Raw genomic sequence first — 17803 nt, 5'->3', positions numbered from 1 at the left:
CATGCGCGAGTTCACCTATACCGAGGTGGGCGCCAGTCGCGACCTTCCGTTTCCGAGTGGATACCACCATCTCGACGAGCAGAAGGTGATCGGTCGTGGTTCCGCAGTGTTCGACTCCGCCGTCGCACAGCTGTTCACCTGGGGGATGCACCGCGGCGCCGGCGTGAAGGTCGGCCTCGATACTCCTACGGCGACTCCCGACGCCGCCGTCGAGCTTCGGTGGGGGATCGGTCCGGTCGGACTCACCTTCTGTTGCCGGGTGATCTACGTCGTCGACGAGCCCCGTGTCAAGGGTTTCGCCTACGGGTCGCTCGAGGGACACCCGGAAACGGGGGAAGAGCGATTCGTCGTCGAACACCGACCGGACGACACCGTCGTTGCGATCATCTCCGCTTTCTCGCGGCCCGGCCGGTGGTTCACCCGACTCGGCGGCCCCGCGAACCGGGCAGTGCAGAAGGTGATGACGCGGCGCTATCTCGACGCGTTGGTGTCACAGAAGCGATAACTTCGCGTCCTGCTGTCGGAGAACTGCATGCACGGCCGCGCCGTATGCCAGATGCGGGACGATGTCGCTGAGCCAATCCTGGACCGACCAATTCCGCGGATCACTGATGCCGCGGACGGCGATCGGGATGTCCGTGGCAGCCATCGCACCCGCACCGATGGCTACGGCACCTACTGTCGGCGACAAGCGAATTCCGGTGCGGCGGACCAGGCCGGCGCCCACTGCAATGCCCAGGCCCACAGCAATTCCGCCGAGTGCGCCCAGCCCCGTCCGGCGGGACTGCATGGCACTTCCGCGCCCCGGTATTCGAACTCCGAGACTCGCGGCGACCGAATCGATCGTCTCTTCGGGGACCGTACTTGCGGGACGGCCGCGGACCACCATGTCGAGGTACGTCACCGTGTTGAGTGCGGTCACCCCGGCCGCTCCGGCGACGAGCCCGGACGTGACTGTGTTCATGACGACCCTCCCCGAAAATTCGGCCGGATGCAGCGCGGATGCGCTCACAGAGCGAGCATCCCCACTCGATGGAGTCGGCAAACCTCACGGGTAGCAGTCGGCGGCTGCCGCTGCGGTCAAGCCAAGGACAGCCGCTCGACGTGCCGCACAGCGGCCTCGAGGTGCCGGTCCGCGGTGGTCAAATCCAGACGGGCGTCACTGAGATTGTCGATCACCTCGAGCACCACGGATTCGTCGCTGCTGGTGAGCAGGCTCCGGTCGAGCAAGTCGAATGCTTCGGTAAGGTCCTTGATCCGCTGTTCGAACGCGTTCAGATCGGACCGCAGTCGAGCGGTGGACTGGACAAGGTCGTCAACCGTCGCGGTCATGCCGGCACCCCTCGTTCGCACCTCGTCGGGTCGCGTCCGCGGAAAAACCGGGCGGCCAGACTCCACGAAATAGATACCACCGTTCCTTGATCGGTAAACCACGCGCGCCGGATGCTTTCGTCGACGGGTATGCCGGAAACGACGCGGGTTATGGTCGTACGGTGACCGATCCGTGGCAGCCCCGCGCGGCCGGAGTGCTGGAACTTCCGTCGGGTCGACGCGTGCGCGGACGGGGGCTGAGGCGCCCGGTTCCGCCCGCTCCCCATCCCACCTTTGCGCTGTATCTGCTGGGCCGCCGCCCGCCGTCCGTCGAGTGGGAACATCGCTGGCTTCGCTGGCCCGATTTCTGGTTGCCGTCCGATCGCAGCGAGGCGACGGCTGCGCTGCGCGAAGTGTGGGCGCGCGCAGAGTCGGATCGCGTCGAGATCGCCTGTGGGGGAGGCGTCGGGCGCACCGGCACAGCGCTTGCCTGCCTCGCCGTACTCGACGGAGTGCCCAACTCGGCGGCGGTCGACTACGTCCGCCGGCACTATTCTCCCCGCGCCGTGGAGACACCGTGGCAACGCCGGTTCGTTGCTCGCTTCGCGTCTGCCGACGAGCCGTGAGTCGTCGGCATGACCGACGGTTGGCTCACGACGCCCGGCGTCTCGCGATTCGCACCTAGACATGCAAGGACATCCAACTATAGGATGGGCTACATATTCGGAACTCCCTGATTCATCGAGCAAGAAACGGGTTCGCACAATGGTTCAAGAGCTATCCCACTTCGTCGGCGGCAAGCGTGTACCGGGTGCCTCCAACAGGTTTGGCGACGTCTACGATCCCAACACCGGTGCGGTGCAGTCGCGGGTGCCGCTGGCGGACAAGGCCGAGACCGAGGCGATCATCGCCAACGCGGTGGAAGCGCAGCGCGAATGGGCCGCTTTCAATCCGCAGAAGCGCGCACGCATCCTCATGAAGTTCCTGCAGTTGGTGCAGGGCGAGATGGACTCGCTGGCACGCCTGCTCTCGTCCGAGCACGGCAAGACCGTTCCCGACGCGAAGGGCGACATCCAACGAGGACTCGAGGTCATCGAGTTCGCTGTCGGCGCCCCGCATCTGCTCAAGGGTGAGTACACCGAGTCCGCGGGCACCGGCATCGATGTGTACTCCATGCGCCAGCCACTCGGTGTCGTCGCCGGGATCACGCCGTTCAACTTCCCGGCCATGATTCCGCTGTGGAAGGCCGGACCGGCCCTCGCATGCGGTAATGCCTTCATCCTCAAGCCCTCCGAGCGCGACCCCTCGGTGCCGCTGCGCCTCGCCGAACTGTTCCTCGAGGCCGGTCTGCCGGCCGGAGTCTTCAACGTGGTCAACGGTGACAAGGAAGTGGTCGACGTCCTCCTCACCGACGACCGCATCAAGGCAGTCGGTTTCGTCGGGTCCACCCCGATCGCGCAGTACATCTACGAGACCGCTGCTGCCCACGGCAAGCGCGCGCAATGCTTCGGCGGCGCCAAGAACCATGCCATCGTCATGCCCGACGCCGACCTCGACGAGGTGGCCGACGCGCTCATCGGCGCGGGTTATGGTTCGGCCGGCGAGCGCTGCATGGCCATCTCGGTTGCCGTTCCGGTCGGCGAGGAGACGGCCGACGCTCTCGTCGCGAAGCTGAAGGAGCGTGTCGCCGGCCTGAAGATCGGTCGCAGCGACGACGAGAACGCCGACTTCGGGCCTCTGGTCAGCAAGGACGCCCTCGAGCGCGTCGACAGTTACATCCAGATCGGCATCGACGAAGGTGCGGAGCCCGTGGTCGACGGCCGCGGGTTCATTCTCGAGGGCCACGAGAACGGCTTCTTCGCCGGGGCCACCCTGTTCGACAAGGTGACCACGGACATGCGGGTATACAAGGAAGAAATTTTCGGACCCGTCCTGCTGGTGGCCCGTGCCGCCGACTACGAAGAGGCGCTGCGTCTGCCCACCGAGCACGAGTACGGCAACGGCGTCGCGATCTTCACCCGCGACGGCGACACCGCCCGCGACTTCACCAACCGCGTGAACGTCGGCATGGTCGGCGTCAACGTCCCGATCCCCGTGCCGATCGCGTACCACACCTTCGGCGGGTGGAAGCGCTCCGGCTTCGGCGACCTCAACCAGCACGGTCCCGACTCGTTCCGCTTCTACACCAAGACCAAAACCGTGACGCAGCGTTGGCCCTCGGGCAAGAAGGAAGCAGGCTCCGCTCCTGACAACCACTTCGTCATCCCCACCATGAACTGAAACGGAACCCCATGTTTACCTTGACCGATGACGAGCGGGCGATCAGTGAGACGGCCCGTGACTTCGCGGCCGAGCATTTGGCGCCGTTTGCCGTGGAGTGGGATCAGTCCAAGCATTTTCCGGTGGATGTGCTGCGTAAGGCGGCGTCGTTGGGGATGGGCGGGATCTACATCCGGGAGGATGTGGGTGGCTCGGAGTTGACCCGGGTGGACGCGGCCCGGATCTTCGAGCAGCTCGCGAGGGGGTGTCCGTCGATCGCTGCGTATATCTCGATCCACAACATGGTGACGTGGATGATCGACAGGTTCGGCACCGAGGAGCAGCGCCGTGCGTTCGTGCCGGGGTTGTGTGCGATGGATCAGTTGGGTAGTTACTGCCTGACCGAGCCGGGTGCGGGGTCGGATGCGGCGGCGTTGAGCACCCGGGCGGTCCGCGACGGTGACGCTTACGTCCTGAACGGGGTCAAGCAGTTCATTTCCGGGGCGGGGACGTCGGATGTGTATGTGGTGATGGCCCGCACGGGAGACAGCGGGCCGAAGGGGATTTCCGCGTTCATCGTTCCGAAGGAGTCGGCGGGGCTCTCGTTCGGGCCGAACGAGGTGAAGATGGGCTGGAACGCCCAACCGACCCGGCAGGTGATCTTCGAGGATGTGCGGGTGCCGGCGGCGAACCTCCTCGGCAGCGAGGGTGGTGGTTTCCGGATCGCGATGGCCGGTTTGAACGGGGGCCGGCTCAATATCGCGGCGTGCTCGGTTGGTGGTGGGCAGGCGGCGCTGGAGAAGGCGGTCGCGTATCTCGCGGACCGGAAGGCGTTCGGTGCGCCGCTGCTCGACTCGCAGGCGTTGCAGTTCCAGCTCGCCGACATGCGCACCGAACTCGAGGCGGCCCGCACCCTGTTGTGGCGGGCCGCGGCCGCCCTCGACGAGGGGGCTCCGGAGGTGGTGGAGCTGTGTGCGATGGCGAAGCGGTTCGCCACCGACACCGGTTTCGAGGTCGCCAACCGGGCGCTGCAACTGCACGGCGGGTATGGCTATCTGGCCGAGTACGGCATCGAGAAGATCGTCCGGGATCTGCGGGTGCACCAGATCCTCGAGGGCAGCAACGAGATCATGCGGGTCGTCATCGCCCGCAGCATCGTCGGAAATAAAGGAGCGGCAGGGTGAGCGACCTGAATTCGGAATCTGAGGTCATTGTCGACACGCGGGATGGTGTGGGCCGGCTTGTGCTGAATCGGCCCAGGGCGATCAACGCCCTCAACCACGGCATGGTCGGGCAGATCGCGGCGGCGTTGGCCGCATGGTCCGACGATGACGCGGTGGGGGCGGTGCTGCTCACCGGGGCCGGTGAGCGGGGGTTGTGCGCGGGCGGGGACATCGTGTCGATCTACCACGACGCCAAGGAGGGCGGTACCGGGTCGCGGGAGTTCTGGCGCGAGGAGTACATCCTGAACGCGGCCATCGCGAACTACCGGAAGCCGTATGTGGCGATCATGGACGGCATCGTGATGGGCGGCGGCGTCGGGGTCTCCGCGCACGGCAGCGTCCGGATCGTCACCGAGCGGTCGATGATCGGGATGCCCGAGACCGGGATCGGGTTCGTCCCCGACGTCGGCGGCACCTACCTGTTGGCCCGCACCCCCGGGGAGTTGGGCACCCACATCGCGTTGACCACCGCCCGGCTCAGTGCCGGTGATGCGATCGCGTGCGGGTTCGCCGACCACTTCATCCCCTCGGAGAAGATCGACGCGTTCGTTCAGAAGCTGTCCGACACCACGGTGGAGGACGCGCTGGCCGCGTTCACCGAACCCGCCCCGCCCTCGGAGTTGCTGGGCCAGCAGGGGTGGATCGACGCGGCGTACTCCGCGGGCAGTGTTCCCGAGATCGTCGCGCGCCTGCGCGGCAGTGGGGTGCCCGAGGCTCAGAAGGCGGCCGAGCAGATCCTGTCGAAGTCGCCGACCGCGTGCGCGGTCACCCTACGGTCGTTGCGCCGGGCCCGGGCGGCGGGCAGCCTCGAGGAAGTGTTGAACGAGGAGTTCCGGGTGTCCGTCGCCTGCCTGAGCTCCCCTGATCTCGTCGAGGGCATCCGGGCGCAGGTCGTGGACAAGGACCGCAACCCGCAGTGGTCACCCGCCACGATCGACGAGGTGACCGACGAGGACGTCGACGCGTTCTTCGCCCCGCTCGGCGACCTCGAACTCGGCCTGACGGCCCCGCAGCGCCAGCACTGACCACCAGCGACACGCGTCCAGGAGGGACTGCATCATGAGCACGATCGGATTTCTGGGACTCGGCCACATGGGTGGTCCGATGGCGGCCAACCTCGTCAAGGCGGGGCACACGGTGGTCGGTTTCGACCTCGCGCCCGCCGCCCTCGAGCAGGCCACCAAAGACGGTGTCACCGTCGCCGAGTCGGCCGTCGACGCCGTCCGCGAGGCGGAGGTGGTGATCACGATGCTGCCGAACGGCACACTCGTCCTCGGCCTGTACAAGGAGATTTTGCCGGCCGCGAAGCCGGGCACCCTGTTCATCGATTCGTCCACCATCGACGTCGCGGACGCCCGCGCGGCGCACGAGGAGGCCGTCACCGCCGGGCACCGCTCGGTCGACGCACCCGTCTCCGGTGGCGTCGTGGGCGCGGCCGCGGGCACGCTCGCGTTCATGGTCGGCGGCACGGCGGACGACTTCGAGGCCGCGAGGCCGCTGCTCGAGGTGATGGGCAAGAAGGTTGTGCACTGCGGGAACCCCGGGAACGGTCAGGCCGCGAAGATCTGCAACAACATGATTCTGGGGGTGTCGATGATCGCCATCAGCGAGGCATTCGTCCTCGGCGAGAAGCTGGGACTGAGCAACCAGGCCCTGTTCGACGTCGCGTCCAACGCGTCCGGCCAGTGCTGGGCGCTGACCACCAACTGCCCGGTGCCCGGACCGGTACCGACCAGCCCGGCCAACAACGACTACCAGCCCGGCTTCGCGGCCGCGTTGATGGACAAGGATCTCGGTCTCGCCGCGAACGCGCTGAAGACCAACGGCGTCGAGGCGGACCTCGGGCTGCGTGCCGCTGAGCTGTACAGCCGGTTCCACGCCGCCGGTGGTGGTGGTCAGGACTTCTCGGCCATCATCAACGACATCCGCGACCGTTCTACCAAGGGAGACCAGTGACCGACTTCGAGACCATCCTGCTCGACCGTAAGGGCCGGGTCGGGATCATCACCCTGCACCGTCCGAAGGCGCTCAACGCCCTGAACTCACAGCTGATGCGCGAGGTCGTGTCGGCGGTGGAGGAGTTGGAGAAGGATCCGGAGATCGGGGCCATCCTGATCACCGGATCGGATCGGGCCTTCGCCGCGGGTGCGGACATCAAGGAGATGCAACCCAAGTCGTACATGGACGTCTACCTCGACGACTTCTTCTCCGCCTGGGACAAGGTGGCCGCGGCCCGCAAGCCTACGATCGCCGCGGTCGCCGGGTACGCGCTCGGCGGTGGATGCGAGTTGGCGATGCTCTGCGACATCCTGATCGCCGCCGACACCGCGAAGTTCGGGCAACCCGAGATCAAACTCGGGGTCATTCCCGGGATCGGCGGCTCGCAGCGGCTGACCCGGGCGGTCGGCAAGGCCAAGGCCATGGAACTGTGCCTGACCGGCCGGAACATGGACGCCGAGGAAGCCGAACGCGCCGGACTCGTCTCGAGGATCGTGCCCGCCGCGGACCTACTCGACGAGGCCCTGCAGACCGCGACCACCATCGCCGACATGTCCCTACCGGTCGCGATGATGGCGAAAGAAGCAGTCAACCGGTCCTTCGAAACCACCCTCACCGAAGGAATCCGCTTCGAACGACGAGTCTTCCACTCCACCTTCGCCACCGAAGACCAAAAAGAAGGCATGACCGCGTTCGTCGAAAAACGCCCACCGGTATTCAAACACCGCTAGTAGCCGTCACAAGAACTGTTGCCCCGCACCGAAAAACACGGTGCGGGGCAGCAGTCTTCTCACCACTTGGTGGGGGCGTCTCCGGTGTCGAAATCGCCTGCCTCGCGGCGCAGTTCGGCGAGGATCGTGACCAATTGTTCCAGCTTGTCGCCGGACACCCCGGGACTCGAGAACACCTGGGCGTTGAGTCGCTCGGTGGACTCGACGGCCAGTTTCCTTCCCGCGTCGGTGATTTCGATCAGCGTCGCACGGCGATCGCTCGGATGCGGGACACGTCGCACGAGATTCGCCGTTTCGAGCCGGTCGACGGCGTTCGTCACGCTGGTCGGGTGAACCTGAAGGCGCGCGCTGGCCTTCGCCATCGGGAGCGCGCCGGTGCGCGTGAACGTCAGCAGTGTCAACAATTCGTACCGGGCGAACGTGAGCCCCGACGGCTTGAGCACCTCTTCCACCCGGGCCATCATGATCTGCTGTGCCCGCATCACCGAGGTCACCGCAGCCATCCCGTCGGCAACATCACCCCAGCCGTGCTTCGTCCACTGCCGGTGGGCCTCTTCGATGGGATCGAGATGAAGTGGTGACGGTGGTGGCATGCGTCGATCATCCCATGTCGGGTGACGGGCTGCGAAAGCGCGCGGACTGTGTCGTCAGCGCGCGTCCGCCCGCGCGGTGGCAAGCAGTGCCACGAGTCCGAGGGCGACGCACATCGTCATCGTCGCACCGAGGGCGACTCCCGTATTGCCGAGGACTCCGACGAGCGGAGCGATGAGCGCGCCGACGCCGAACTGCAGGGCGCCGAGCATGGCAGCGGCGGTGCCGGCTGCCTCGCCATGCCTGCCGAGTGCCAGTGCCGGGGCGTTGGGCAGGACGAACCCGACACCGGCGAGCAGGAACCACAGTGGAATGACGAAGCCGACCAGACCGCCGAGTTCGAGGTAGGAGGTCACCAGCAAGGCGGCGCCCGCTACGGTCGCGAAGGCCAGTGAGCCGATCGTGATCTGCTGAGGCGACCACCGAGCGAGGGCGCGGACGTTGAGCTGGGAAGCGCCGATCAGAGCGATCGCGCCTGAGCTGAACAGCAGCGCGAACTGCTGCTCGTCGAGGCCGTACTGATTCTGGAACACGAAGGACGCGCCGGAGACGTAGGCGAACAACGAGGCCATCCCGACGCTGGAGACCAATGTGAGCACCATGAACTTGCGGTCACCGAGAAGGCTCTTGTACGTCGACAGCACCGAGGAGAGATTGCTCGTGCGTCGTCGCTCCGGTGGGAGCGTCTCCTTCAGGGCGAGTGCGCCGATCAGTGCCGTGAGCGTTCCGATGAGCGCCAGGACGACGAAAATCCCGCGCCAGTCCAAAGCGATGAGGAGCGCGCCGCCGATGCTGGGGGCGAGCACGGGTGCGACACCCAGGACGAGCATCAACCGTGACATGACGACCGCGACCATGTTTCCGCTGTACAGGTCACGTACCACGGCAACGGCGACGACGGCGGCTGCGGCGGCGCCGATGCCCTGGAACACCCGGAGCGCACCGAGCACGGCGACGGTCGGTGCGAAGACAGCGAGTACTGAGGCGAGGACATGCAAGCCGATTCCGGCGATCAACGGTCGCCGGCGCCCGAGGCTGTCAGCGAGCGGGCCGACGATCAACTGGCCGAGCGCGAGGCCCAGCAGCGTCCCCGTGATGGTCAACTGCACGGCCGACGACGACGCTCCGAGGTCGGTGCCGATGTCGGGGAGGGCGGGCAGGTACATGTCGATGGTGAACGGTCCGAGCGCGATGAGTGCGCCGAGCACCAGCACGATCCGCAGGCTCGGCCGATCGGCTGCGGCGGTGCCGGTGTCGGGGGTTGCCTGTGCCCGAAGTCGGGTAGGTGAGGCGGAGGTCTCATCGATAGCCGTCATAAGGGGGGACAGCAACGAGGACACCTGGTTTGTTCCCGCATCGGCGTGTCGGCCCGGAACCGGGATCAGAATCACAGTGAATCGAAATCTTCCGGCGTCGATGTCCTCCGGGCAGTATCAGCTTTACCCCGCGGGTGTGGCTGAGATGGTGAGGCACCGGCCCGCAAAGCCGTTCACACGGGTTCGAGTCCCGTCACTCGCTCGCGGAAGACCGGCAGGCGCACGATGCGCCTGCCGGTCTCGATACGTAGGCACGGGTAGTACCGCGTGCCGATCACCCGTCTTCGAGGCGAATGCTGTGGTCGACGCCTGCGGCCGGAAGCAGACAGTAGAGGCCGCGTTCGCACAGGTCGATCATTTCCGAGCGCGTCATCGTCGGGTGGTCGACCCAGGACAGGACGATCTCTTCCATGAATGCTTGCCATCCCTGGATCGCCGCCTCGAGTGCCGGGGTCGTCGATACTCCGACTTGTGCGAGCGCACGTCCGATCTCCTGGGTGAACGTGCGCCGCATTCCCCGGTAGATCTTTCGCATGCCATCGTCCCCGCTGCCCGCCATGCGCATGACGGCCAAATATATCGCGGGGTGCGCGATCACCGCCTCGGCGAACGTCTCGACACCCGCGCGCAGTTGCGCCGGAAGGGGGAGCGACGTGTCGGGCGTCATCCTCCGCTGCAACTCGGTGGCCGAGGCTTCGAGCACTGCGTTGCGAAACCCGTGCTTGTTCTTGAAGTAGTGGAACAACAGTGGCGACGAGACGCCTGCCTCGGCCGCCACCTGGTCCATCGACAGCTGCTCGAACGGCACCGAGTCGAGGAGTCGCATGGCGACGTCGAGGATCTGCGCGCGCCGATCTGCGGGGGAGCGGGGGGCGGCGGGCATCTCTGCACTCTAAGGGACGGGACGGCACACCCCATTGACTTTCACTCAACGGTGTACGTAACGTCGTGTAACACCAACTGAGTGTGAGGAGCGCAACATGTCGGACTTCGACGTAGTGGTCGACGGAGGGCTGTGGTTCGACGGAACCGGGTCTGTGCCTCGCCGCCGAAACCTGGGCATTCGCGACGGAGTCGTCGTCAGGGCCTCCGCGGAGCCGCTCCCCGTCGGGCCCGACACCGAGGTGATCGACGCGGCGGGCAAGTGGGTGGTGCCCGGCTTCGTCGACGTGCACACGCACTACGACGCCGAGGTCCTGGTCAGCCCCGGCCTACCCGAATCCGTCCGGCACGGTGTCACCACCGTTGTCCTCGGGAACTGCTCGTTGTCGACGGTGTATTCGACACCCCGTGAATGCGCCGACCTGTTCAGCAGGGTCGAGGCCGTACCTCACGACTCGGTGCTGCGCATCCTCGACGACAACAAGAGTTGGCAAAATCCGGCCGAGTACGTCGACGCGCTCGAATCGCTTCCGCTCGGTCCCAATGTCGCCGGTTTCATCGGGCACTCCGACATTCGCACCCGCGTGCTGGGGCTCGGCCGCGGCACCGACAGGCGGGTGAAGCCCAGTGCCGGCGAACTCGAGCGGATGGGTGCGATGGTCACCGAGGCACTCGACGCGGGTTTCCTCGGTCTGTCGTCGATGACGAATGCGCTCGACAAGATCGATGGCGACGAATATCGTTCGCGATCTTTGCCTTCCACTTATGCACGGTGGCGCGAGTTCCGCTTCCTCAACCGGATCCTGCGCGAGCGCGGCAAGATCCTGCAGAGCGCACCCACGATCAACCTGCATCCCAACATTCTCGGATTCTTCGCGGAGAGTTCGGGTCTCGGCCGCCGCAGGCCCCTCAAGACGTCGCTACTCTCCGCGGCGGATTCCAAGGCGTACCCGTCGATCGTGTACTTCATGCTCGGTGCTGCGCCGCTGCTCAACAGATTCGCCAAGACCGACTTCAAGTGGCAGCACCTGCCCGTGCCGTTCACCGTGTACGCGGACGGCATCGATCTGGTGGTGTTCGAGGAGTTCGGCGCGGGCGCGGCCGCGCTCCACCTCAAAGATCAGGTGGAGCGCAACGCGCTGTTGCAGGACGAGTCGTACCGCCGCCAGTTCCGGAAGGAGTACGACGACAAGTTCAGCCCGCGCATCTGGCACCGCAACTTCTACGACGCCGTCATCGTCGGATGTCCCGACGAGACGTTGATCGGCAGCACCTTCGGCGCGGTCGGTGAGCTGCGCGGTGTCCATCCGGTCGACGCCTACCTCGACCTCGTCGTGAAGTACGGCACGGACCTCCGGTGGCGCACCACCATCGCCAATCACCGGCCGAAGTTCGCGAAGAGGCTGGCCGCCAGTTCCGGTGTGCAGATGGGCTTCGGGGACGCCGGCGCGCACCTGCGCAACATGGCTTTCTACAACTACCCCATCCGGTTGCTGAAGCGTGTCAAGGACGCGCAGACCGACCGCACGCCGTTCCTGACGGTCGAGCGGGCCGTCCACCGCCTCACCGGCGAGCTGGCCGACTGGTACGGCATCGATGCCGGTCACCTGCGGGAGGGCGACCGGGCCGATTTGGTCGTGATCGACCCCGCCGGACTCGACGACACGGTCGACGGACTGTTCGAGGCCGAGGTTCCCGAGTACGGCGGCCTGCGAAGAATGGTCAACCGCAGCGACGGCGCCGCTGTCGCTACCGTGATCAACGGCAAGCTCGTCTACCGGGACGGACAGTTCACCGGTGGCTTCGGCGTGCACAAGACGGGGAAGTTCTTGCGCGCCGGGTTGTCCGGTGCGCACGCCCGTGACCGTGTGGAGAGTGATCGATGACAGGCAACGGACGCGTCACCACGTTCATCAGGAACGGGCTGACGTTCGACGTTCGCGACGCGGGTCCGATCGACGGAGTCCCCGTGGTGCTGCTCCACGGTTTCCCACAGGATTCGAGATCATGGGACAAGGTGGCGCCACTGCTGCACAGGCGCGGTTTCCGCACCCTTGCGCCGGACCAGCGCGGCTATTCGGCCGGGGCCAGGCCTCGCGCCCGTTGGGCGTACCGCACCTCGGAATTGGTAGCGGACGTCGTCGCGCTCATCGACCAGGCAGGCCTCGGCCCGGTGCATGTCGTCGGGCACGACTGGGGCGCTGTGGTGGCGTGGGGTATCGCGGCGGAACGGCCCGACCGGATCCGCACGCTCACGGCGTTGTCGGTGCCGCACCCGGCGGCGTTTTTGCGGGCGATGCTCACCAGTCGTCAGATCCTGCTGTCCTGGTACATGTTCGCGTTCCAGCTGCCGTGGATCCCGGAGCGGATGATCGCCTCGGACGGTTACGGCTACCGTGCCCTGCTCTCCAGCGGGCAGGCCCCGGACCGGGCGAAGCGCGACCTCGAATCGATGCGCGACGGGAGTCGAGCCCGGGGCGCCCTGAACTGGTATCGCGCAATGTTTTTGGCCTCGCCGGGTTCGGTGACCGGCAAGGTCCGCGTACCCACTCTCTTCGTCTGGAGCGACGGCGACACGGCAATCGGCCCGGTAGGACCCGAACTGACTGCGCGATTCGTCGACGGCCCGTTCACGTACGAGGTGCTGCACGGCGTGAGCCACTGGATCCCCGACGAGGCCGCCGAGCGCCTCGACGAACTACTCGGCAACCACTTGCACAATCACTAGCGATCCGTCGCAACACCTGGCACTCGCCGGGAGGCGCTTCGCGTGGTCTGCGTCTGGGACCATCCAAGAGTGGCGTGCGGTCCTCCTCGCCTTCATGATCTAGGTATCGGCCATCGACCCGCTTGGGTTCGGATGGTGCCGGAGATGGAAGGAGCCCTGTGCGCAAACCCCTTGCGTTCGCGGCCGGCGGAGTGGTGGTTGCCGGTGTGGCAGTAGGGGTGCTCACTATCGGTGCAGACTCCCACCTCATTCCTGCCTCCGTTCCCGGCGCACCTGATGGCGGCGCTGAAGATACTGGACCGGTGCCGAGCCGAGGAGTGGTCCGTAGCTGGGATATCGAGGGCATGCAGGGCATTATCGACGGCGACGATATTCCAGGTGGATGCCACATCATGTTCGGTGCGGTCGCGGTAGACGGATTCCCCGCATTGTCCGAAGGACAACAGGTGGAGTTCGAATGGCATCGCGCCGAACAGCCCGAGTCGGGCCTTCTCTACGAATGCAGTCGGGCCTGGCCGGCCGGGGAACAGCCCTATGACGAGCCGAAGGCGTTCAGGTCGCGAGCGTGGACGGTACACGCGGACGGCACCGTCGAAGAGATCACCGAGGCGGAACTCGCGGAGCCGGCGCCAGCTCCGCCCCGGATTACCGGCCAGGCAATAGGCACCGTGCAGATGTGGAATGCCGAAGAGGGGTGGGGAGTAATCGACTCCGCTCAGACACCGGGCGGTTGCTGGGCCTTTTACAGCGAGATCGTCGGAGAAGGGTTCCGAACCTTGGTTGTGGGTGCCACCGTCACGCTCGACTGGGAACAGGTAACCGATCAGGACGGTTATCGGTATCGAGCCACACGCGTGGAGCAACACGGCAGCTAGCAACGGTCCCAGCCAGTTCCTCCTCACCTACACCGTCGAGCTGTCCGCGCCTGCCCACGATTCGGAGTCAAGCTGAGGATCTCGAGCGCCGGCTCCAGATTCCGGCGAGAATTTACGCTACCGACCGGCTGTCCGCTGTCGGTGAACGCCGCCTCGTCCGGGAACGTCGTCTGGAAGACTCCGGAGGTATGGAACCGCAGCGCAGACTCACGCTGGTGACGGGCGCTCCCGAGCAGCCGCGGGAGGAGCCGCTGGTGCGCGAGCTCTACGGTCGGGTGCTTCGGGACGCGCGCCGGGACCAGGACCGGAGTCTCGAGGATGTCGCCGCAGAGGTCGGCATGTCCAAGCAGTACCTCTCCGAAATTGAACGCGGCAAGAAGGAACCATCCTCGGAAATGCTGCGCGCAGTGTGTGGCGCTCTCCGTCTGCCGGTGGAACACCTGCTGTTCCGGTCGGGGCGCCGGATCGGTGCCACGAATAGAAGCGCCGGCCGAGGAACTCCCACGATGCTCGCGGCCTAGTTCTCCTGGCCCGTGGTGATCAGTGTGTCGGCCAACCCGTAGTCGATGGCTTCCCGGGCGCTGAAGATTCGATCCCGGTCGGTGTCCTGACGAAGACGGTCGATGCTCTGCCCGCTGTGCTTGCTGAGAATTTCTTCGGTCTGCGAACGCACCCGCAGTATTTCGGCGGCTTGCAGGGCGAGATCGGAGATCGTGCCACTGCCCTGCGTGGACGGTTGATGCAACAGAACGCGGGAATGTGCGAGAACGTGACGGTGTCCCTTCGTTCCCGCGGCCAGTAACACGGCGGCGGCCGAAGCGGCCTGGCCCATGCAGTACGTCGCGATCGTCGGCCGCAGGAACTGCATCGTGTCGTAGATCGCGAGCATCGCCGTGGTGGACCCGCCGGGTGAGTTGATGTAGAGCCCGATTTCCCGGTCGGCGCTGTCTGCCTGAAGGTGAAGTAGTTGAGCCATCACCACATTGGCGACACCGTCGTCGATCTCCGTGCCGAGAAAGACGATCCGTTCGTTCAACAGTCGGCTGAAGATGTCGAACGACCTCTCACCCGCAGGCGTCCGCTCGATGACATTCGGAATGGTGTACTGGGACATGGCGTCAGAGTCCTATCCTGGGAGCGGTGGTGTGGGGGGCGATTTCGGCGAAGGTCGATACCACCCGGTCGACGATCCCGTACTCACGGGCCTCGTCTGCGGTGAACCAGCGATCGCGGTCGCTGTCTGCTGCGATTTCCTCGACAGGCCTACCGGTCTCGTCGGCGAGAATCTGCTGCGATTGACGTTTCATCCGTTCGAGACTTTCGGCCTGAATGGCGATGTCGACGGCTGTTCCGCCGATGCCTGCCGAGGGCTGGTGCATCATGATCCGGCTGTGCGCGAGAGCGATTCGCTTGCCTCGGGTTCCGGAGCAGAGAAGCACCTGCCCCATGCTGGCCGCAAAACCCATGGCCACCGTGACCACGTCGTTGGGGATCAGTTTCATGGTGTCGTAGATGGCCAGTCCCGCGAAGACGGAACCGCCCGGCGAATTGATGTAGATGACGATGTCGCGCTCGGGGTCGGCGGCCGCGAGCAGAACCAGCTCTGAGCAGGCACGCTCCGCCATTGCGTCGTCCACTTCGCCCGTGAGGCGGATGGTTCGCTGACGGAAAAGCCGGTCTGCCAGTAGATCGCGGTAGTTGAGGTCGGCAAGTGTGGCTGTGGTCATGACCTCAGTACTACCGCCGTATGAGTACTCGATCGGCGATTGTCTGCTGTGGGCAGACACGGCATCTACTGACGTCGGAACATCGGTGGGCACGATGTGACGCAGATCGCGCGCGTCGCTTCGGGCCCCTCGGACCAAGGTCGAGCTGGGCGTTTACCCCGAAAGGTGTCGGGATTGCGACGAGTAGATGAACTACTCACGAGCGGAAGGTGAACGACGTAAACAGACCGCTCGGCCAGTGGACATCGGTCTGTCTCCGAGTGGATTTGGTGGTTAGGGTGCCCTCATGCACGTTCTGTTCGTTTGTAGCGGCAACGTCTGCCGTTCGCCGATCGCAGAGCGGTTGACGCGCGCCTATGCCGTGGACCGCGGTATTTCGCACCTCACTGCGGAAAGCGCCGGCGTGCGGGCGCTGGTCGGATTCCCCATCGAACCGATCGCGGCGAGAGTAGTGGAAGGTCTCGGCGCCAGCGCCGACGGTTTCACCGCACGACGGCTACGCCCCGAGATGATCAAGAGAGCCGACCTCGTGCTCGCCATGACCGAGCAGCTCCGGGATCGCTCGATGGAGCTGGTCCTCGGGACGAGTCACTGCACGTTCACGCTGCGAGAAGCGCACCGGATCGCGAGGGACACCGGTGCCCGCACCGTCGCCGAACTCGCCGTAGCGCGACGGGACTACGGGCCGATCGAAAATCCGAACATCAGCGACCCGGTCGGGCTGAGCGAGGCCGCGTTCACGCAGGTGGGTGATCAGATCGCCGCGTCGTTGATGTCACTGCTCGATGTACTCGACCTCGAGTCGGCCACGAATCCCGAGGTCGACGAGGCCATGTGTCCGGATCCCGCGCCGGAGCCGGAGCCCGAGCCCGTGCCGACGCCGGACCGGGCCCCCGCGCCGACGGCGGCGCCGACGTTCATGCTGCCCTTGTCGCCGCGACCCCTCGTCGCGGCGCGGGCGGCGTCGTCGATCCTCGACTACCCCGTCACCTGGTAGCGCTGAACCGGTAGTCGGCGAACCTCTCATCCACCTGTTCAGCCGAGAGTCCGAAGTCCTCGAGGGTGTACTTGTGGGACGGCCGTCGGTCGCCGGCGCGGCTCTCGGCATGCATGGCCTCCATGGCCGACTGCGCCGACGGGGTCAGCTCGAGGCCGAAATGGGTGTACACGCCCTCTATGGTCGCCAGTGGGTCCGCGACGAAGTCGTGGTAGTCGACGTCGAGGAATTGGGCGCTGTCGTGCCGAGCGCGGACTTCGGTGAACTGCTCGAGCCCGCGCGCCCACAAGTCGAGCTGGCTCTCACCGATCACGTTGCCGCGAAACTTCTCCGACCATCCGTCGGTTGCCTGTTCCGCCAGGCTGCACACCGAGGGGACGATCGTGCGTGGGGGCCGGTGCGTCTGGATTACCACAGCATCCGGATACACCGCGAGTAACTCGTCGAGGGCAAACAAATGGCTGGGATTCTTGAGCACCCAGCGGCGGTCGCGGTCGGGGAGACCGATCAATTGCAGGTTCTTCTTGTGCCGCTGATAGGCGTTGGTCCATGTTTGACCGGCAAGCCACTGCGAGTACGTCGGCAGATACGCGAGGCACTCGTAGGAAATTGATTTGAAGGTCTGCCGGAGTAGCTGCCAGCATTCCTCGACCTCGCTCGCGGACATGTAGTGCACGCCCATGAACTCGGGTCGTTCGATGTGGTGACGGCTGAAGCCCTCCTCGATCTTCTGGAACACCGGATTCGACGCCCACGTCTCCCGCGGCGGCCGTGGTTGCGGCATCTCCGTCAACCACATCTCGAGTCCCTGGTGCGACGGATCGGCAGTCAAGAGCCGGTGCAGAGCTGTGGTCCCGGTTCGTGGAAGCCCGGTGACGAAAATGGGGCGGTCGATCGAAACGTCGGCGTACTCGGGGTGCTGCTTCCACGCTGCCTCGCTGAGCAACCGGGCCACCAGCGCGCCGCGCAGGAAGACCCGCGCGACCTTGCTGCCCAGCGGTGTCAGTTGCTCGTCGGTGGCATAGGAGTCCAGCAGTACGCCGAGTGCTTCGGTGTAGTCGTCGGAGCCGAAGTCGGTCAACCCGGTCATGCGGGTCGCCGACTCATGCAGGTCCTCGACCGTGCCGACGGTGGTGCGCTCACTCATGATGGTCCGATTCTCCCT

At 65.7% G+C, this 17803-nt stretch carries 20 protein-coding genes and 1 tRNA gene; 13 read left to right on the top strand and 8 right to left on the bottom strand.

From position 1 onward, the window contains the following. Window position 1 precedes the first annotated feature (1 nt). A complete protein-coding gene (locus HYG77_RS05650; protein ID WP_208962078.1) occupies window positions 2-505 on the top strand; it encodes a DUF1990 domain-containing protein in 504 nt (167 codons plus the stop codon). On the opposite strand, the gene HYG77_RS05645 is transcribed toward HYG77_RS05650, so the two are convergent. Both HYG77_RS05645 and HYG77_RS05640 read right to left on the bottom strand, forming a co-directional pair. Continuing rightward, window positions 491-964 (bottom strand): hypothetical protein, encoded by a 474-nt coding sequence (locus HYG77_RS05645; protein WP_109334988.1) that lies wholly within the window; start codon window positions 962-964, stop codon window positions 491-493. The genes HYG77_RS05650 and HYG77_RS05645 overlap by 15 nt on opposite strands. A gap of 116 nt (window positions 965-1080) precedes the next feature. Next, the gene (locus tag HYG77_RS05640) at window positions 1081-1332 is read right to left on the bottom strand and encodes a hypothetical protein (protein WP_109328617.1); all 252 of its coding nucleotides are present in this window, start codon (window positions 1330-1332) and stop codon (window positions 1081-1083) included. A 161-nt stretch (window positions 1333-1493) separates the two neighbouring features. Between HYG77_RS05640 and HYG77_RS05635 the strand changes: the two genes are divergently transcribed. The 6 genes from HYG77_RS05635 to HYG77_RS05610 all read left to right on the top strand — a co-directional run bounded on the left by HYG77_RS05635 (window position 1494) and on the right by HYG77_RS05610 (window position 7522). Continuing rightward, window positions 1494-1937, top strand: coding sequence for a protein-tyrosine phosphatase family protein (locus tag HYG77_RS05635; RefSeq protein WP_109334989.1), 444 nt, complete (start codon window positions 1494-1496; stop codon window positions 1935-1937). 139 nt (window positions 1938-2076) lie between these two features. Beyond that, window positions 2077-3591 carry a CoA-acylating methylmalonate-semialdehyde dehydrogenase gene (locus HYG77_RS05630; RefSeq protein WP_208962077.1) on the top strand — a complete coding sequence of 505 codons (1515 nt, stop codon included), beginning with the start codon at window positions 2077-2079 and terminating at the stop codon, window positions 3589-3591. Between the two features lie 11 nt (window positions 3592-3602). Then, window positions 3603-4754: an isobutyryl-CoA dehydrogenase gene (locus HYG77_RS05625; RefSeq protein WP_208962076.1), complete on the top strand. Its 1152-nt coding sequence runs from the start codon at window positions 3603-3605 to the stop codon at window positions 4752-4754. Window positions 4755-4759: 5 nt separating this feature from the next. After that, window positions 4760-5818, top strand: coding sequence for an enoyl-CoA hydratase/isomerase family protein (locus HYG77_RS05620; RefSeq protein WP_208963289.1), 1059 nt, complete (start codon window positions 4760-4762; stop codon window positions 5816-5818). A 34-nt stretch (window positions 5819-5852) separates the two neighbouring features. Next, entirely contained in the window at window positions 5853-6749 is an 897-nt protein-coding gene (mmsB, locus tag HYG77_RS05615; RefSeq protein ID WP_208962075.1) for a 3-hydroxyisobutyrate dehydrogenase, read from the top strand. Continuing rightward, window positions 6746-7522, top strand: coding sequence for an enoyl-CoA hydratase (locus tag HYG77_RS05610; protein ID WP_109325642.1), 777 nt, complete (start codon window positions 6746-6748; stop codon window positions 7520-7522). The genes mmsB and HYG77_RS05610 overlap by 4 nt, the downstream gene beginning before the upstream one ends. A 59-nt stretch (window positions 7523-7581) precedes the next feature. On the opposite strand, the gene HYG77_RS05605 is transcribed toward HYG77_RS05610, so the two are convergent. Beyond that, a complete protein-coding gene (locus HYG77_RS05605; protein ID WP_005252880.1) occupies window positions 7582-8115 on the bottom strand; it encodes a MarR family transcriptional regulator in 534 nt (177 codons plus the stop codon). A 54-nt stretch (window positions 8116-8169) separates the two neighbouring features. Continuing rightward, a complete protein-coding gene (locus HYG77_RS05600; RefSeq protein WP_208962074.1) occupies window positions 8170-9429 on the bottom strand; it encodes a multidrug effflux MFS transporter in 1260 nt (419 codons plus the stop codon). A 130-nt stretch (window positions 9430-9559) separates the two neighbouring features. On the opposite strand from HYG77_RS05600, the gene HYG77_RS05595 reads away from it, so the two are divergent. Further along, a tRNA-Cys gene (locus HYG77_RS05595) sits at window positions 9560-9631 on the top strand. 72 nt (window positions 9632-9703) lie between these two features. On the opposite strand, the gene HYG77_RS05590 is transcribed toward HYG77_RS05595, so the two are convergent. Then, complete coding sequence (locus HYG77_RS05590; protein ID WP_109328623.1) at window positions 9704-10312, bottom strand: TetR/AcrR family transcriptional regulator; 609 nt, start codon at window positions 10310-10312, stop codon at window positions 9704-9706. Window positions 10313-10409: 97 nt separating this feature from the next. On the opposite strand from HYG77_RS05590, the gene HYG77_RS05585 reads away from it, so the two are divergent. The 4 genes from HYG77_RS05585 (at window position 10410) to HYG77_RS05570 (ending at window position 14435) form a co-directional block, all read left to right on the top strand. Next, window positions 10410-12197, top strand: a complete 1788-nt coding sequence (locus HYG77_RS05585) for an amidohydrolase family protein (protein ID WP_109328625.1) — start codon at window positions 10410-10412, stop codon at window positions 12195-12197. Next, window positions 12194-13039 carry an alpha/beta fold hydrolase gene (locus HYG77_RS05580; RefSeq protein WP_208962073.1) on the top strand — a complete coding sequence of 282 codons (846 nt, stop codon included), beginning with the start codon at window positions 12194-12196 and terminating at the stop codon, window positions 13037-13039. The genes HYG77_RS05585 and HYG77_RS05580 overlap by 4 nt, the downstream gene beginning before the upstream one ends. 158 nt (window positions 13040-13197) lie before the next feature. Next, entirely contained in the window at window positions 13198-13914 is a 717-nt protein-coding gene (locus tag HYG77_RS39450) for a hypothetical protein (RefSeq protein WP_244373477.1), read from the top strand. Window positions 13915-14102: 188 nt separating this feature from the next. Further along, the gene (locus tag HYG77_RS05570; RefSeq protein ID WP_208962072.1) at window positions 14103-14435 is read left to right on the top strand and encodes a helix-turn-helix transcriptional regulator; all 333 of its coding nucleotides are present in this window, start codon (window positions 14103-14105) and stop codon (window positions 14433-14435) included. On the opposite strand, the gene HYG77_RS05565 is transcribed toward HYG77_RS05570, so the two are convergent. Together HYG77_RS05565 and HYG77_RS05560 are read right to left on the bottom strand one after the other, a co-directional pair. Further along, entirely contained in the window at window positions 14432-15028 is a 597-nt protein-coding gene (locus HYG77_RS05565) for an ATP-dependent Clp protease proteolytic subunit (protein ID WP_208962071.1), read from the bottom strand. The genes HYG77_RS05570 and HYG77_RS05565 overlap by 4 nt on opposite strands. A 4-nt stretch (window positions 15029-15032) precedes the next feature. Further along, window positions 15033-15641, bottom strand: a complete 609-nt coding sequence (locus HYG77_RS05560) for an ATP-dependent Clp protease proteolytic subunit (protein ID WP_109328632.1) — start codon at window positions 15639-15641, stop codon at window positions 15033-15035. A 286-nt stretch (window positions 15642-15927) separates the two neighbouring features. Here HYG77_RS05560 and HYG77_RS05555 point away from each other — a divergent pair, with 286 nt between their 5' ends. Then, the gene (locus tag HYG77_RS05555) at window positions 15928-16638 is read left to right on the top strand and encodes a low molecular weight phosphatase family protein (protein ID WP_208962070.1); all 711 of its coding nucleotides are present in this window, start codon (window positions 15928-15930) and stop codon (window positions 16636-16638) included. Here HYG77_RS05555 and HYG77_RS05550 read toward each other — a convergent pair. Beyond that, the gene (locus HYG77_RS05550; protein WP_208962069.1) at window positions 16628-17785 is read right to left on the bottom strand and encodes a sulfotransferase; all 1158 of its coding nucleotides are present in this window, start codon (window positions 17783-17785) and stop codon (window positions 16628-16630) included. The genes HYG77_RS05555 and HYG77_RS05550 overlap by 11 nt on opposite strands. Window positions 17786-17803: the final 18 nt, after the last annotated feature.

It is taken from the genome of Rhodococcus sp. ZPP (genome assembly GCF_017656075.1).
GTDB classification, from domain to species: Bacteria; Actinomycetota; Actinomycetes; order Mycobacteriales; family Mycobacteriaceae; genus Rhodococcus_F; species Rhodococcus_F oxybenzonivorans.
Note: the sequence above shows the minus strand (reverse complement) of the source record. Positions and strands in the feature narration are given on the sequence as shown.